Below are 15,548 nucleotides of genomic sequence, written 5' to 3'. Positions count from 1 at the left end.
CCCGCGAAGGCGTGTGTCAGACACCCATCGCCTGACTGACACACCGCCTTCGCGGGCAAGCCTCGCTCCTACAGGGTTCAGTGTACGGTTACAGGTTTGCGTACACCCAACCGGCTGATCCAAACCGCCATCAGTATCACCGACCCGCCCAGGAACAACCGCCCCAGCTCTTCATCCTGATTCCAGATCAGCAAATTGATCAGCAGCCCCACCGGCACATGCAAATTGTTCATCACCGCCAGCGTCCCGCCGTTCACCAGGCACGCCCCCTTGTTCCACCAGTACAGGCCCAATGCCGTCGAGACCAGGCCGAGGAATAGCAGCACGCCCCATTGCAGGGGTGCCTCAGGCAGGAAGTCCTGTTTGCCGAACAACAGAAACGCCGGCAATGCCACCGCCAGTGCGCCGAGGTAGAAGTAACCGAAGCGCCGGTAGTGCGGCAGGTCGCTTGGGTGACGGGCCACCAGATGTTTGTAGAGCACCTGCCCGGCCGCGTAGGTGAAGTTGGCCAATTGCAGCAGCAAAAAACCCATGAAGAAGTCCGGGTTGATCCGGTCGAAGCGGATCACCGCCGCGCCGAGCACGGCCACCAGGGCCGCCACCAGGGCCCAGGGATTGAAACGCCGGTTCAGGGCATCTTCGATCAGGGTCACGTGCAACGGCGTGAGGATGGTGAACAGCAACACTTCCGGCACCGTCAGCACCCGGAAGCTCAGGTACAGGCAGACGTACGTCACGCCGAACTGCAAGGCGCCGATCAACAGCATGCCGCGCATGAACGCCGGTTCCACCGAGCGCCAGCGCGTCAGCGGGATAAAGACCAGGCCGGCGAGCACGACTCGCACCAGCACCGCGAAGTAGCTGTCGACATGTCCGGCCAGGTATTCACCGATCAGGCTGAAGGAAAACGCCTGGATCAGCGTGACAAAAAGTAGATAGCCCATGCTCGCCTCATTTTCGGATGGCGGCGACGATAGCGGGTTTTGCCCGTTATCGCGACTCGGCAACCAACACACAACCCCCTGTAGGAGCTGGCTTGCCAGCGAAGGCGGCCTGGAGAGCGCTGCAAGACTTGAGGGCCCCTTCGCTGGCCAAGCCAGCTCCTACAGGGGGTTGTGTGTGAGCCCAGCAAATCCCGGGCAAAAAAAAGCCCGATCTCGCTAAAGCGTTCAATCGGGCTACCGCACTCAGGAGCAACAAGTGCAAAGGGAGGTTTGATGCGTGTTCAATTGTTGCGTCAGGTCATTAGGCCCTCCAGCGATTATCTGGCGATTAACGGCTCAGGCGACCTGGGAAAGCCTGGCGTTGGCCTGGTTCAGGCCTTTCTCCTGGAAGTCACCGCCCAGGTTCATGCCTTCGGCGTGAATGAAGGTCACGTCGTGAATGCCGATGAAGCCCATGACCTGGCGCAGGTAGGGTTCCTGGTGATCCGCCGGGCCGCCGGCATAGATCCCGCCGCGAGCGGTCAGCACGTAGGCACGCTTGCCGCTGAGCAAGCCTTGCGGGCCGGTCTCGGTGTACTTGAAGGTCACACCGGCGCGCAGCACGTGGTCGAGCCAGGCCTTGAGGGTGCTCGGGATCGCGAAGTTGTACATGGGCGCGGCCATGACCAGCACGTCGGCGGCCAGCAGTTCGTCAGTCAGTTGGTTGGAGCGTTCCAGCGCAACCTGTTCGATGTCGTTGCGCTGCTCGGCGGGTTTCATCCAACCGCCCAACAGGTTGATGTCCAGATGCGGCACCGGGTTGACGGCCAGGTCACGCACGGTGATCTGGTCGTCAGGGTGAGCGGCTTTCCACTGGCTGATGAAGGTCTGGGTCAGTTGACGGGAAACCGAGTCTTGCTGACGGGCACTGCTTTCGATGATCAGAACGCGGGACATGGGCTGTAGCCTCCATCTGAGAATGCTGTAGGTCGATGGAGTGAAGGTTAAACAGAACCATATCGATGAAAAAGCGCAAATAACTGCTATAACCCATCAATAAATTCGTTTATAAACTGAGCATCCCTGTGGGGCGGGCTTGCTCGCGAAGGCGGTGTGCCATTCAACAAGTTTGTCGACTGATACGCCGCCTTCGCGAGCAAGTCGAATCGTCGCACCGCCGCTCCCACAGGGGACATCGATGCTATTTGGGGGTGCAACTCAGGTTGATCCGCATCTTGATGATGGTCCGGGTGAACTTCGCGGTGGCATTGGTGTGCTTGCCGGCAGGCACGTCGATCCTGCGGGTGCGCGGTGCTTCCGGGCCATTGTTGAACACCACCTTGCAGATCGCATCGGTCGTGCCGAAGTTGTTGACCTGAATGGAAGCGATGTCGCTGTCGGTGTCGTAGGCGTTGTAGTCGATGCTCATGCCGTTCAGCTGTTTCTGCACATCGATCGGATAGGCAAACGCCGTCAGCGGCAGCAGCGCCAGCACGACACAACCCGACAGCACACCACAAAGCTTTTTCATTCAGCAGTCTCCAATAAGGACTGCCAGCTTAGACAAGAGGAGCTGTTCATGAAAGCGCCCCGCGTGACCCTTGATCAATGGCGAACGCTACAGGCCGTGGTCGACCACGGTGGTTTCGCCCAGGCCGCCGAAGCGCTGCACCGCTCGCAATCGTCGGTCAGCTACACCGTGGCACGCATGCAGGATCAACTCGGCGTCCCGCTGCTGCGCATCGACGGCCGCAAAGCGGTGCTGACCGAAGCCGGCGGGGCTGCTGCTGCGTCGCTCCCGCCAACTGGTGAAACAGGCCAGTCAGCTCGAAGACCTGGCCCACCACATGGAACAAGGCTGGGAAGCGGAAGTGCGCCTGGTGGTCGACGCCGCGTACCCGAGCGCCCGTCTCGTGCGCGCCTTGACCGCGTTCATGCCGCAAAGCCGTGGCTGCCGGGTGCGTCTGCGCGAAGAAGTGTTGTCGGGCGTAGAGGAGGTATTGCTCGAGGGCGTGGCCGATCTGGCCATTACCGGTTTCAGCATCCCCGGTTACCTGGGCGCGGAATTGAGCGACGTCGAATTCGTCGCGGTCGCCCACCCCGACCATCCCCTGCACCGCCTCAATCGCGAACTGAATTTCCAGGACCTGGAAAGCCAGATGCAAGTGGTCATTCGCGACTCCGGTCGCCAGCAGCCACGGGATGTCGGCTGGCTCGGTGCCGAACAGCGCTGGACCGTCGGCAGCCTGGCCACCGCGGCGACCTTTGTCGGCAGCGGCCTGGGTTTTGCCTGGTTGCCGCGGCACATGATCGAACGGGAACTCAAGGAAGGTACGCTCAAGCTGCTACCGTTGGATCAGGGCGGCAGCCGTAATCCGAGCTTCTACCTGTATTCGAACAAGGACAAACCCCTGGGCCCGGCGACACAGATCCTCATCGAATTGCTGCGCACCTTTGATACCGCGCCGCTGGATGCGCCTTTCGCCGCCCCTGAACAAGCCTGACACGGAGTGAGAACATGGCCTATTTCGAACATGAAGGTTGTAACCTGCACTATGAGGAATATGGCCACGGCGCGCCGTTGCTGCTGGTCCACGGCCTGGGTTCGAGCACCCTGGACTGGGAACAGCAGATCCCGGCGTTGTCGGCGCGCTACCGGGTGATCGTCCCGGATGTACGCGGCCACGGTCGTTCCGATAAACCCCGCGAACGCTACAGCATCGCCGGGTTCAGTGCCGACCTGGTCGCGCTGATCGAGCATTTGCACCTTGGCCCGGTGCATTTTGTCGGCCTGTCCATGGGGGGCATGATCGGTTTTCAACTGGCGGTGGACCAGCCGCAGCTGCTCAAAAGCCTGTGCATCGTCAACAGCGGGCCGGAGGTCAAACTGCGCAGTCGCGATGATTATTGGCAGTGGTTCAAACGCTGGAGCCTGATGCACGTGTTCAGCATGGGCGCCATCGGCAAAGCCCTGGGCGCCAAGCTGTTTCCTGAACCCGAGCAGGCTCAATTGCGACAAAAAATAGCCGAGCGCTGGGCAAAAAACGACAAGCGTGCTTATCTCGCCAGCTTCGATGCGATCATAGGCTGGGGGGTTCAGGAACGACTTTCCAGGGTTGCCTGTCCAACTCTCATCATCAGCGCCGACCGTGACTACACACCGGTATCGCTGAAAGAGAAGTACGTAAAACTGCTGCCCGATGCGCGGCTGGTGGTGGTCGCCGACTCGCGCCACGCCACCCCGCTGGATCAACCCGAACGCTTCAACCAAACCCTGCTCGAGTTTCTCACCGCAGTCGACACAAACCCAATCAGGATCACTGACCCATGCTGAAAAAAATCGCCCTCGTCGCCGGCTCCGTGCTGTTTGCCGCCAATCTGATGGCCGCAACGCCCGCCGCCAAGGCGCCGCACGTGCTGCTTGAAACCACCAATGGCCAGATCGAGATCGAACTGGACCCGGTCAAGGCGCCGATCAGTACCAAGAACTTCCTTGATTACGTCAACAGCGGCTTCTACAACAACACGATTTTCCACCGGGTGATTCCGGGCTTCATGGTCCAGGGTGGTGGTTTCACTCAACAAATGCAGCAGAAAGACACCAAGGCACCGATCAAGAACGAGTCCAAGAACGGCCTGCACAACGTCCGTGGCACCCTGTCCATGGCCCGTACTTCCGTGCCGGACTCGGCCACCAGCCAGTTCTTCGTCAACGTCAAGGACAACGACTTCCTGGACCAGGGCGACGGCTATGCGGTGTTCGGTAAAGTCGTCAAAGGCATGGACGTGGTGGACATCATCGTCAACACGCCAACCACCACCCGTGGCGGCATGAAAGATGTGCCGGCCGACCCGGTGTTCATCAAGTCGGCCAAAGTCATCGACTAAGCTACACGGCAAGTCTTGAGCGGCTGCCGGAGTGCGCCGCTCACACTGTTCAAAGGAGAGCCCGTGCGCGGGCGGAGAACTGATGCTTTATCGCCGTTTCGAGAAACTGATCGACATTTTCCGCGATGCACCGACGGCCGCTCCACCGGATCGGGTTCTCCCCTTTTATACCTATTACTTGAAGCAGGTCTGGCCGAGTTTCGCCGTGCTGCTGCTCGTCGGTCTGATCGGCGCGCTGATCGAAGTGGCGTTGTTCAGTTACCTGAGTCGGATCATCGACCTGACCCAAGGCACGCCTAACGTCGATTTCTTCAAGGAACACGGGATCGAGCTGGCCTGGATGGCGGTGGTCGCCCTGGTTTTTCGGCCGATTTTTGTTGGCCTGCATGACCTGCTGGTGCACCAGACCCTGAGCCCGAGCATGACCAGCCTGATCCGCTGGCAGAACCACAGTTATGTGCTCAAGCAGAGCCTGAATTTTTTCCAGAACGACTTCGCCGGACGCATCGCCCAACGCATCATGCAGACCGGCAACTCGTTGCGCGACTCGGCCGTGCAAGCGGTGGACGCGCTGTGGCATGTGCTGATCTACGCGATCAGCTCGCTGGTGCTGTTCGCCGAGGCCGACTGGCGCCTGATGATCCCGCTGCTGACCTGGATCGTCGCCTTCATCAGTGCCCTTTATTACTTCGTGCCGCGGGTCAAGGAGCGCTCGGTGGTGTCCTCCGATGCGCGCTCCAAACTCATGGGGCGGATAGTCGACGGCTATACCAACATCACCACCCTGAAGCTGTTCGCCCACACCAACTTCGAGCAGCAATACGCGCGCGAAGCGATCAAGGAACAAACTGAAAAAGCCCAACTGGCCGGCCGGGTTGTGACCAGCATGGACGTGGTCATCACCAGCATGAACGGCTTGCTGATCGTCTGCACCACCGGCCTGGCGTTGTGGCTGTGGACGCAGTCGCTGATCACCGTGGGGGCCATTGCGCTGGCCACCGGCCTGGTGATCCGTATCGTCAACATGTCCGGCTGGATCATGTGGGTGGTCACCGGCATTTTCGAAAACATCGGCATGGTCCAGGACGGTCTGCAGTCTATTTCCCAACCGGTCAGCGTCACCGACCGCGAGCAGGCCAAGCCCTTGGTGGTGCCCCGTGGCGAAGTGCGTTTCGAGCAGGTGGATTTCCACTACGGCAAGAAGAGCGGGATCATCGCCGACCTCGACCTGATCATTAAACCTGGCGAGAAAATCGGCCTGATCGGCCCGTCCGGCGCCGGTAAATCGACCCTGGTCAATCTGCTGTTGCGCCTGTATGACGTGCAGGGCGGGCGGATTCTCATCGACGGCCAGAACATCGCCGAGGTCGGCCAGGAAAGCCTGCGCGAGCGTATCGGCATGATCACCCAGGATACGTCGCTGCTGCACCGCTCGATCCGCGACAATCTGCTGTACGGCAAGCCCGACGCCACCGACCCCGAGTTGTGGGAAGCGGTACGCAAGGCCCGGGCCGACGAGTTCATCCCGTTGCTGTCGGACTCCGAAGGGCGTACCGGCTTCGATGCCCACGTCGGTGAGCGCGGGGTGAAGCTCTCCGGCGGCCAGCGTCAGCGTATTGCGATTGCCCGGGTGCTGCTCAAGGACGCGCCGATCCTGATCATGGACGAAGCCACCTCGGCGCTGGATTCGGAGGTCGAAGCGGCGATCCAGGAAAGCCTCGAAACCCTGATGCAGGGCAAGACCGTGATCGCCATCGCCCACCGGCTCTCGACCATTGCCCGGATGGACCGGCTGGTGGTGCTGGAAAAAGGCACGATCGCCGAAACCGGCAGCCATGCCGAACTGCTGGCCCATGGCGGGTTATATGCGCGGTTGTGGCAGCACCAGACGGGTGGGTTTGTCGGGATCGATTAACCCTGGCCGACTACCACGGCCCGCTCCCACATTAGATTTTGTTTTGCCTGGGCCACAGCGTCAGTCGATCAGCTTTGCCGATAGGGCAACGCGGTTCGTGCTTCCTCGGCATACGCCAGCACTCCGACGCGCTCCTGGCGCAGGAAGTCCTTGACCGCGGCCTTCAGGCCGGGATGGCGCAGGTAGTGCCAGGAATGGGTGATAACCGGTTCAAACCCGCGAATCAACTTGTGCTCACCCTGCGCCCCGGCGTCGAAACGCTGGAAGCCATTGGCAATGGCATAGTCCATGCCCTGGTAGAAACAGGTTTCGAAATGCAGCCGGTCAAACTCCGCCAGGCACCCCCAGTAACGACCGTAAAAACTGTCGCCACCCACCAGGCTGAACGCCATGGCGACCGGCCGCGAGCCCTGTTTGGCCAACACCACGCGAATCGCTTCCGGCATCCGTTCGGCCAGCAGACTGAAAAACTCCCGGGTCAGATAAGGCCGTTGCCGCCGCACTGCGTAGGTGTTGGCATAGCAGGCATAGACAAAATCCCACTGCAGCTGATCCAGCTGTCGACCTTCAAGCCATTCGAAATCAATCCCCTGCCCCGCCACTTGCTCGCGCTCTTTGCGCATCTGCTTGCGCTTGCGCGAACTGAGGACGTCGAGGAAATCCTGAAAGTCCCGATAGCCGCGATTCTGCCAGTGGTACTGACAGCCGATGCGCTGCAACCAGCCCGGTTGTTCGGCCAATGCGGCATCGGTGAAGGGATCGGTGAAGTTGATGTGAGCACTTGAGAGCTGTTCGATCTCAAGGTAGCCGGGCAGGCTTTTCAACAGCTCGAAACCATCTTCGAGGGAGGCCGCCAGCAAGCGCGGGCCACTGACCGGGCTGAACGGTACGGCGCTCAACAGCTTGGGGTAATAGTCGATGCCGGCGCGCTCGCAGGCATCGGCCCAGGCGTGATCGAACACGTACTCGCCATAGGAATGCCATTTGCGGTAACCGGGCAGCGCGGCAATCAGGCGATCGCCTTCGATGTTCAGCAAATGCTCGGGTTGCCAGCCGGAATGCGGGCCGACGCTACCGCTGTCTTCCAGGGCGCAGAGAAAAGCATGGCGCAGGAATGGCTGGCTATCCGGCACCAGGGCATCCCAGGTGTTCGCAGCAATTTCGGACAGATTTTCCAGACGTTGCAACGGCATCAACTTCCTCTCCACTTCTTTGCGTGAAAGCCCCGCGAGTATCGCTTATCGCGCAGCTCTCCACACGCTCTATCCGACCGCAGCGCTCTGGATAGGGGTTTCCAGGTGGTTCCAGGTGCATCGGTACGGTCATCGAGACGCCATCATTTTGCCACTGCTTTGTCATAATCGATCGCGATACTGGCGCCAGTTTTTAGAGCGTCGGGTTCTACCCGGCCCCTGTTTCCGTCCTCAAGGTCGGTTGTGTTCTGGATGGCTCAGTCATCCTCTTACATCTTCGGAGATTGATATGCGTCTTGCTTCCACGAAAACTGCGGCAGCCGTGTGCGGTGGCCTGATGCTGGCCATGAGTATTCCGGCCAGCGCCGCAGTCGACGCCAAACTGCTCGACATGCTCAAGGCCAACGGTTCGATTTCCCAGGCGCAGTACGCTGAACTGCAGGCCGAACTGGCCAAGGATCAGAAGGACCAGCAGATTGCCCGTCAGGCTCAGCAAGAGACCAACGAACAAATCGCGGCCACCGCGAAGAAAACCAATGAGCTGAGCACCTTCGACCAGAAACTGGCGTGGGCGGCCAAGACCCAGTTCAAGGGCGACGTGCGTTTCCGTCAGGAGACGGTCAAGAACGACGGCGTGTCCAACTCCGGCGACCAGGACCGCCAACGTATTCGTGCCCGCCTGGGCGCCTACACCGAAATCAATCCGCAAGTGGACACCGGCATTCGTATCGCCACTGGCAACAACAACGACGCTCGCTCCACCAACCAGAGCCTGGAAGGCAACTTCTCCAAGAAAGATATCTGGCTGGACCAGGGCTACGTCGACTACCACCCGACTGCCATCAAGAATTTGCACTTGATCGGCGGCAAGATGCCACAGCCATGGGTGAGCATGGGCGACATCATCTGGGATAGCGACATCAGCCCGGAAGGTCTGGCGGTGACTTACAAATACCCGCTAGGCAGCACGGCCGAGCTATTCGGTAGCGCCGGCCACTACACTCTTCAGGACAACGTCGACGGCGAAGGCAAACAGTTCCGTCACGACCTGCGTCTGTATGCTGGCCAGTTGGGCGCACGCTTCGCGATCACCGACAACCTGAAAATGACGCTCGGTGGCAGTCTTTACGCTTACGACAACGACGAGGACGCCGCGACACTGGCTATCAACGGCAACAGCCCGGGCGAAGAGTTCAAAGTGTACGAAGGCTTCGGTCAGCTCGACATCGGCGGTCTGCCGATGCCACTGTCGCTGTACGGTCAAATCGTCAACAACGACAGTGCGAGCAACGATCAGGACATGGGCTGGCTGGCCGGGGTCAAGACCAAGTTCTACGGCTTCGGCGTGGATTACAACTATCGCGACGTACAGCGTAACGCCGTGGTCGGTGCCTTTACCGACTCCGACTTCGCCAACGGTTTCACCGGTTCGCGCGGCAGCAAGTTGAAAGTGAGCTACGAGATCGACAAGAACTTCGCCCTCGGCGCGACGTACTTCATGGCTGACTCCGACTTTACCAACGCCAACCTGCGGGATTCGAAGATCAACACCCTGCAGCTGGATGCAGAAGCCAAGTTCTGATTCCTCGCTACATGGCTCGGGCAAGGAAGCCTGAGCCGCATTTTTTACTGCCTGGCGTTGCTGCATCGGTCCCCATCATCCGTCCGATGCAGCAACGCCAGGCTGTTTTGTTTTTGCCAACCCCTGTAGGAGCGAGCTTGCTCGCGAAAAACCTGAGAGCGCTGCGGGGTGTCAGGTTGCCAGCGTTATCGTTGACGACCTTCGCGAGCAAGCTCGCTCCTACAGAAGGGGCGGATTCAGCGCTTGCGCAAAATCACGCTACCAATCGAATAACCGGCGCCGAACGAGCTGAGCACCGCCAGCGAACCGGCCGCCAGATCATCCTGATGCTTGTGAAAGGCAATCACCGAACCGGCAGAGCTGGTGTTGGCATAGGTGTCGAGAATCACCGGCGCTTCTTCTTCGGTGGCTTCGCGGCCCAGCAGTTTCCTGACGATCAAGTGGTTCATGCTGAGGTTGGCCTGGTGCAGCCAGAAACGCTTCACGTCAGTGACGTTGAGCTGGTTTTCTTCCAGATGGTTGGCGATCAGTTCCGCGACCATCGGGCAGACGTCCTTGAACACCTTGCGGCCTTCCTGGACGAACAGTTTGTCCTTGGTGTCGATGCCTTCTTCCGCTGCGCGATTGAGGAAGCCGAAGTTGTTGCGGATGTTGTTGGAGAACTTGGTCAGCAGCTTTGTGCTGACGATGTCGAACTGGTACTGGGAGGTGGCCAGGTCGGCACGTTCGATGATCACCGCGGTCGCGGCGTCGCCAAAGATGAAATGACTGTCGCGGTCGCGGAAATTCAGGTGACCGGTGCAGACTTCCGGGTTGACCATCAGGATCGCCCGGGCCTGGCCCAGTTGCACGCTGTTCGCCGCGGTCTGGATGCCGAAAGTCGCCGAGGAACAGGCGACGTTCATGTCGAAGCCGAAACCCTGGATGCCCAGCGCTTCCTGGACTTCGATGGCGATGGCCGGGTAGGCACGCTGCAGGTTGGAACAGGCGACGATCACGCCGTCAATGTCCGCGGCGGTCTTGCCCGCACGCTGCAGGGCTTGCTCGGCAGCGCCGATGGCCATCTGGCAGAGCACCGACCACTCGTCATTCGAGCGCTCCGGCAGGCGTGGCGCCATGCGTTGCGGGTCGAGGATGCCGTCCTTGTCCATGACGAAGCGGCTTTTGATGCCAGAGGCTTTTTCGATAAATGCCGCGCTGGATTCGGTCAGCGCTTCGATTTCACCGCGGGCAATGGCTTCGGCGTTATCGGCGTTGAACTGCCCGACGTAAGTATTGAAAGACTGCACCAGCTCTTCGTTGGAAATGCTGTTGGCCGGGGTGTACAAGCCGGTGCCACTGATGACGACGTTATGCATGGTCGTTTCTCTGATCTGTTCAGGCAGAAAGCATTGGCACCGACGTACCAATACGCAAAGGGTCTACTCCAGGGCAACCTGGCATCGCTTTATTCCGATCCGCCCGGGCCCGTGAAGGCTGAAAACTGCGGGACTGGCGTTTATAGGCGCGAAGTTTGCCATAAACCTGGGGTTTTGGCGCCTTTTGCGAACCGGGCACCATCACGCAAACCCTGTAGGAGCCCGGCTTGCCGGCGAAAGCGTCTTCGAGGGCGATGCAAGGCTTGAGGCCGCTTTCGCTGGCAAGCCAGCTCCTACACGATCTCCGGTATGCAGATGGAGAGTGGTCAACGCAATCCCCTGTAGGAGCCCGGCCTGGCGAAGGCGTCTTCGTGGGCGATACAAGGTTTGAGGCCGCTTTCGCTGGCAAGCCAGCTCCTACAGGGGGGCGTGTCAGGGTTCGACCTGGGTCCATTGCTTGCCCAGGCGCTTGTCGGAGATCGGCACCTTGGTCCCCAACTGCTGGGCGAACAACGACACCCGGTATTCCTCCAGCCACCAGCGATAAAGCTCCAGCTGCGGGTCGCGCTTGCCTTCCTGGGCGTGCTTGTTGGCGCGGGTCTGGTATTGGCTCCAGAGCCCGGACAACTCGCCGCTCCAGACCCGGTCCTTCTGCACCTGGGCGCCGAGTTTTTCAAAGCGTTGCTCGATGGCCTTGAGATAACGCGGCAGTTCCTTGAGCCACTGCATCGGCGTTTCACGCACGAAACCCGGATAGACCAGATGACTGAGCTGCTGCTTGATGTCGTTCAGGGCCACGGCTTGCGCCAGGTCGATCTTGCCCTTGAAGCGCTTCTGCAGACCGTGCCAGTGCTTGAGAATCTCCAGCGTCAGCTTCGCCAATCGCTCGGCGTGCTCGGTCCAGCCGCCACGTTTGCGCTCGGCCAGCGCCGCCAGTGCAGCGCCATCGCGCGGCAGCGGGTCTTCGCCGTCGAAGGATGCAGCTTGTCGAGGCTGGCCAGCAGATGTCTTCCACCAGGCTGTCGATACGCCCCATGTCGCGGTACATCAGGCCCAGTTCGGTCAGCCCCGGCAACTTGCCGCGCAGGAACTTCGCCGGCTCGGCCAATTGCTGCATCAGCAAGCGCTGCAAGGCCCGGCGATGCTGGAACTCGGCTTCGGCCGGCGTCGAGAAACGCCCTTCCTTGACCGTGCCGCTCTCTTCCACCAGCGCCGGATACACCGTCATCGACAGCCCGGCGATCTTCTGCTGGGTTTTCTCAGCGACGGCGGCAAAGACTTTCGCCTCCACCGGCTGCTGGCTTTTCGCGGTTTGCGGCACGGCCAACGCCGCCTGGCTCGCCTCGGCAAAGCGCGCGGTCAACTCGGCCAGGTCCCGGCCTTCACCGAGGAACTTGCCCTGGCCGTCGACGATTTCCAGGTTCATCCGCAAATGGCTGTCGACCTGCTGCGCCGCTTCGGCCCAGGCTTCATCGCTGACCCGCGCCCCCGTCATGCGCAGCAATTCACGACCCAACGCCTGCGGCAACGAGCCCTCGGCGAAGGTCATGCGCTGCAGCGCTGCCTTGACGAAGTCCGGCACCGGCACGAAGTTCTTGCGCAGGGCCTTGGGCAGGTTACGCACCAGCGCAATGCACTTGGCCTCGATCACGCCCGGCACCAGCCACTCCAGGCGTTCCGGCGGCAGCATCGGCAACAGCGGTGCCGGCACCCGCAGGGTGACGCCGTCGCGTGGATGGTTGGGCTCGAAGTGGTAACTCAGGGCCAGTTCCAGATCGCCGATGTGCAAGGTATCCGGGTAATGCGCGGCAGTGACTTCACTGGCCTCGCGGGCCAGCACGTCTTCTTCGCGCATGATCAGCAGCTGGGGATCTTTCTGGCTGTTGACCCGGTACCAGCTGTCGAAGGTCGCGGTCTGGTGGATCTCGGCCGGCAGGCGCGCGTCGTAGAAGGCGAACAGGGTTTCTTCGTCGGCCAGAATGTCCCGGCGACGCGCCTTGGCTTCGAGTTCGTCGAGCTGCTCCAACAGTTCTTTGTTCGCCGTCAGGCATCTGGCCCGGGACTGGATCTCGCCACGCACCAAACCTTCACGAATGAACAACTCACGGGACGTCACAGGATCGATCGGCCCATAGTGCACCGGCCGGCGACCGACCACGATCAGCCCGAACAAGGTGATCTGCTCGAACGCCACGACCTGGCCGCGCTTCTTCTCCCAATGGGGTTCGAAGTGGTTTTTCTTGATCAGGTGCCCGGCGAGCGGCTCGATCCAGTCGGCATCGATCTTGGCCACCATCCGCGCATAAAGCTTGGTGGTCTCCACCAGTTCGGCGGCCATCAACCATTGCGGGCGCTTTTTACCCAGCCCGGAGGACGGGTGAATCCAGAAGCGGCGCTGGCGGGCACCGAGGTAGTCGCCGTCTTCGGTTTTCTGGCCGATCTGGCTGAGCAGGCCCGAGAGCACGGCTTTGTGCAGCTTCGGGTAATCCGCCGGCTCTTTATTGAGGCTCAGCTGCATGTCGCGGCAGATCAGGCTCAACTGCCGGTGAGAATCGCGCCACTCGCGCAGGCGCAGGTAATTGAGGAAATTCTTGCGGCACCAGTTGCGCAACGGACTCGCCGTCAGCGCCTGGCGCTGTTCTTCAAAACCACGCCACAGGTTGACCAGCCCGGCGAAGTCCGAGTCCACGTCCTTCCATTGCGCGTGGGCCTGATCCGCCGCTTGCTGACGCTCCGGCGGACGTTCGCGCGGGTCCTGGATCGACATGGCGCTGGCGACGATCAGCACTTCCTGCAAGCTGCCGAGCTTCGCCGCTTCCAGCAGCATGCGGCCCATGCGCGGGTCCACCGGCAGTCTCGCCAGTTGACGACCCAGCGGGGTCAACTGGCTGTTGCGGTCCACTGCCGAGAGTTCTTGCAGCAGGTTGAAACCGTCGCTGATGGCCTTGCCATCCGGTGGCTCGATAAACGGGAAATCGGTGATCTCGCCCAGGCGCAGGTGCAGCATCTGCAAGATCACCGCCGCCAGGTTGGTGCGCAGGATCTCCGGGTCGGTAAATTCCGGACGACCGATAAAGTCCTCTTCGCTGAACAGCCGCACGCAGATGCCCGGTTCGACCCGCCCGCAACGGCCTTTGCGTTGGTTGGCGCTGGCCTGGGAAATGGCTTCGATGGGCAGGCGCTGGACCTTGGCCCGGTAGCTGTAGCGACTGATGCGCGCGGTGCCGCTGTCGATCACGTAAGCGAATGCCCGGCACCGTCAGCGAGGTTTCGGCGACGTTGGTCGCCAGCACCACGCGCCGGCCTGGGTGCGACTGGAAAATCCGCTGCTGCTCGGCCGGCGACAAGCGTGCATACAGCGGCAGGATTTCGGTGTGCTTGAGCTGGGCCTTGCGCAACATGTCGGCGGCGTCGCGAATCTCGCGCTCACCGGGCAGGAACACCAGCACATCGCCCGGGCTCTTGCGCTCGCTGCGTTCGAACGCGGCGATTTCGTCGAGGGTGGCCAGAATGGCCTGATCCACAGTCAAGTCATCCTCGACGCGGTTGCCCTCCTCGTCCTGCTCCAGGGTCAGCGGGCGATACCAGGTCTCTACCGGGAAAGTGCGCCCGGAGACTTCGACGATCGGTGCATCATCGAAGTGCTTGGAAAAACGCTCCAGGTCGATGGTCGCCGAGGTGATGATGACTTTCAGATCCGGACGACGGGGCAGCAGGGTTTTCAGGTAACCGAGCAGGAAATCGATGTTCAGGCTGCGTTCGTGGGCTTCGTCGACGATGATCGTGTCGTAGCGTTCGAGGTAGCGGTCGTTCTGGGTTTCCGCCAGCAGGATGCCGTCGGTCATCAGCTTGATCAGGGTGTTGGCATCGCTCTGATCCTCGAACCGCACCTGATAGCCGACCAGCGCGCCCAACGGCGTGCCCAGTTCTTCGGCGACCCGGCTGGCCACGCTGCGCGCAGCGATCCGGCGGGGCTGGGTGTGGCCGATCAGGCCATGCTGGCCGCGACCGATTTCCAGGCAGATCTTCGGCAACTGGGTGGTTTTACCCGAACCGGTTTCGCCAGCAATGATCAGCACCTGATGCTTGAGCAGCGACCGCCTTGATTTCATCGCGCTTGGCGGCGATCGGCAGGCTGTCGTCGTAACGCACCACCGGCAGGCTGGCGCGCCGCGCCAGCACCTGATCACAGGACGCTTGCAGGCGCGCCGCCCACTGGGCCAGCTTGGCCTCGTCAGGTTTCTTGCGCAGCTCGAGCAACTGCCGCCGCAGCCGGTGGCGGTCGGCGAGCATGGCGTGATCGAGGTTTTTCAGCAGTTTGTCGATGGAAGGCGATTCGTCAGTCATCAGGTACGCAATAAGTCGTCTAGTGGCGCAGGGGGCGGATTGTCGCAGATTTGAAGGACTATTGTAGGAGCCGGCTTGCTGGCGAAGGCGATGCGTCAGTCACATCGTAGGTGACTATCAGGCCGTCTTCGCTGGCAAGCCAGCTCCTACAGGGGTTGCGGTGTGACAGGCACAGTGGAGGTGTCTGTCAGGCCGTCTTCGCTGGCAAGCCAGCTCCTACAGGGGGTTGCGGTGTGACAGGCACAGTGGAGGTGTCTGTCAGGCCGCCTTCGCTGGCAAGCCAGCTCCTACAGGGGTTGCGGTGTGACAGGCACAGTGGAGGTGTCTGTCAGGCCGCCTTCG

8 protein-coding genes and 4 pseudogenes are annotated in these 15,548 nt (G+C 61.0%); 5 read left to right on the top strand and 7 right to left on the bottom strand.

The genetic code is table 11. From position 1 onward, the window contains the following. Positions 1–77: 77 nt before the first annotated feature. The 3 genes from BZ163_RS18175 to BZ163_RS18165 form a co-directional block, all read right to left on the bottom strand. Positions 78–944, bottom strand: coding sequence for a carboxylate/amino acid/amine transporter (locus BZ163_RS18175; protein ID WP_128872060.1), 867 nt, complete (start codon positions 942–944; stop codon positions 78–80). 336 nt (positions 945–1,280) lie between these two features. Then, positions 1,281–1,880 (bottom strand): FMN-dependent NADH-azoreductase, encoded by a 600-nt coding sequence (locus tag BZ163_RS18170; protein WP_128872059.1) that lies wholly within the window; start codon positions 1,878–1,880, stop codon positions 1,281–1,283. Positions 1,881–2,124: 244 nt separating this feature from the next. Next, positions 2,125–2,454 carry a 3-phosphoglycerate kinase gene (locus BZ163_RS18165; protein ID WP_128872058.1) on the bottom strand — a complete coding sequence of 110 codons (330 nt, stop codon included), beginning with the start codon at positions 2,452–2,454 and terminating at the stop codon, positions 2,125–2,127. Between the two features lie 48 nt (positions 2,455–2,502). Between BZ163_RS18165 and BZ163_RS18160 the strand changes: the two are divergent. The 4 genes and pseudogenes from BZ163_RS18160 to BZ163_RS18145 all read left to right on the top strand — a co-directional run bounded on the left by BZ163_RS18160 (position 2,503) and on the right by BZ163_RS18145 (position 6,726). Next, positions 2,503–3,427, top strand: a pseudogene (locus BZ163_RS18160) (LysR family transcriptional regulator). Between the two features lie 14 nt (positions 3,428–3,441). Further along, positions 3,442–4,247 (top strand): annotated as a pseudogene (locus BZ163_RS18155) (alpha/beta fold hydrolase). Between the two features lie 3 nt (positions 4,248–4,250). Then, positions 4,251–4,811, top strand: a complete 561-nt coding sequence (locus BZ163_RS18150; protein WP_128872056.1) for a peptidylprolyl isomerase — start codon at positions 4,251–4,253, stop codon at positions 4,809–4,811. An 82-nt stretch (positions 4,812–4,893) separates the two neighbouring features. Next, a complete protein-coding gene (locus tag BZ163_RS18145) occupies positions 4,894–6,726 on the top strand; it encodes an ABC transporter ATP-binding protein (RefSeq protein ID WP_128872055.1) in 1,833 nt (610 codons plus the stop codon). Positions 6,727–6,794: 68 nt separating this feature from the next. Here BZ163_RS18145 and BZ163_RS18140 read toward each other — a convergent pair whose 3' ends face one another. Then, positions 6,795–7,919 carry a GNAT family N-acetyltransferase gene (locus BZ163_RS18140; RefSeq protein ID WP_128872054.1) on the bottom strand — a complete coding sequence of 375 codons (1,125 nt, stop codon included), beginning with the start codon at positions 7,917–7,919 and terminating at the stop codon, positions 6,795–6,797. A 289-nt stretch (positions 7,920–8,208) separates the two neighbouring features. Between BZ163_RS18140 and BZ163_RS18135 the strand changes: the two genes are divergently transcribed. Continuing rightward, positions 8,209–9,501: a putative porin gene (locus tag BZ163_RS18135; RefSeq protein WP_128872053.1), complete on the top strand. Its 1,293-nt coding sequence runs from the start codon at positions 8,209–8,211 to the stop codon at positions 9,499–9,501. Positions 9,502–9,625: 124 nt separating this feature from the next. On the opposite strand, the pseudogene BZ163_RS35755 reads toward BZ163_RS18135, so the two are convergent. The 3 genes and pseudogenes from BZ163_RS35755 to hrpA all read right to left on the bottom strand — a co-directional run. After that, positions 9,626–9,712, bottom strand: a pseudogene (locus BZ163_RS35755) (outer membrane lipoprotein carrier protein LolA); the annotation flags it as partial. Positions 9,713–9,737: 25 nt separating this feature from the next. After that, positions 9,738–10,859 (bottom strand): beta-ketoacyl-ACP synthase III, encoded by a 1,122-nt coding sequence (locus BZ163_RS18125; RefSeq protein ID WP_128872052.1) that lies wholly within the window; start codon positions 10,857–10,859, stop codon positions 9,738–9,740. A gap of 432 nt (positions 10,860–11,291) precedes the next feature. Continuing rightward, positions 11,292–15,206 (bottom strand): annotated as a pseudogene (hrpA, locus tag BZ163_RS18120) (ATP-dependent RNA helicase HrpA). Positions 15,207–15,548: the final 342 nt, after the last annotated feature.

Source organism: Pseudomonas sp. VI4.1, from assembly GCF_002029345.1.
Lineage (GTDB): Bacteria > Pseudomonadota > Gammaproteobacteria > Pseudomonadales > Pseudomonadaceae > Aquipseudomonas.
Note: the sequence above shows the minus strand (reverse complement) of the source record. Positions and strands in the feature narration are given on the sequence as shown.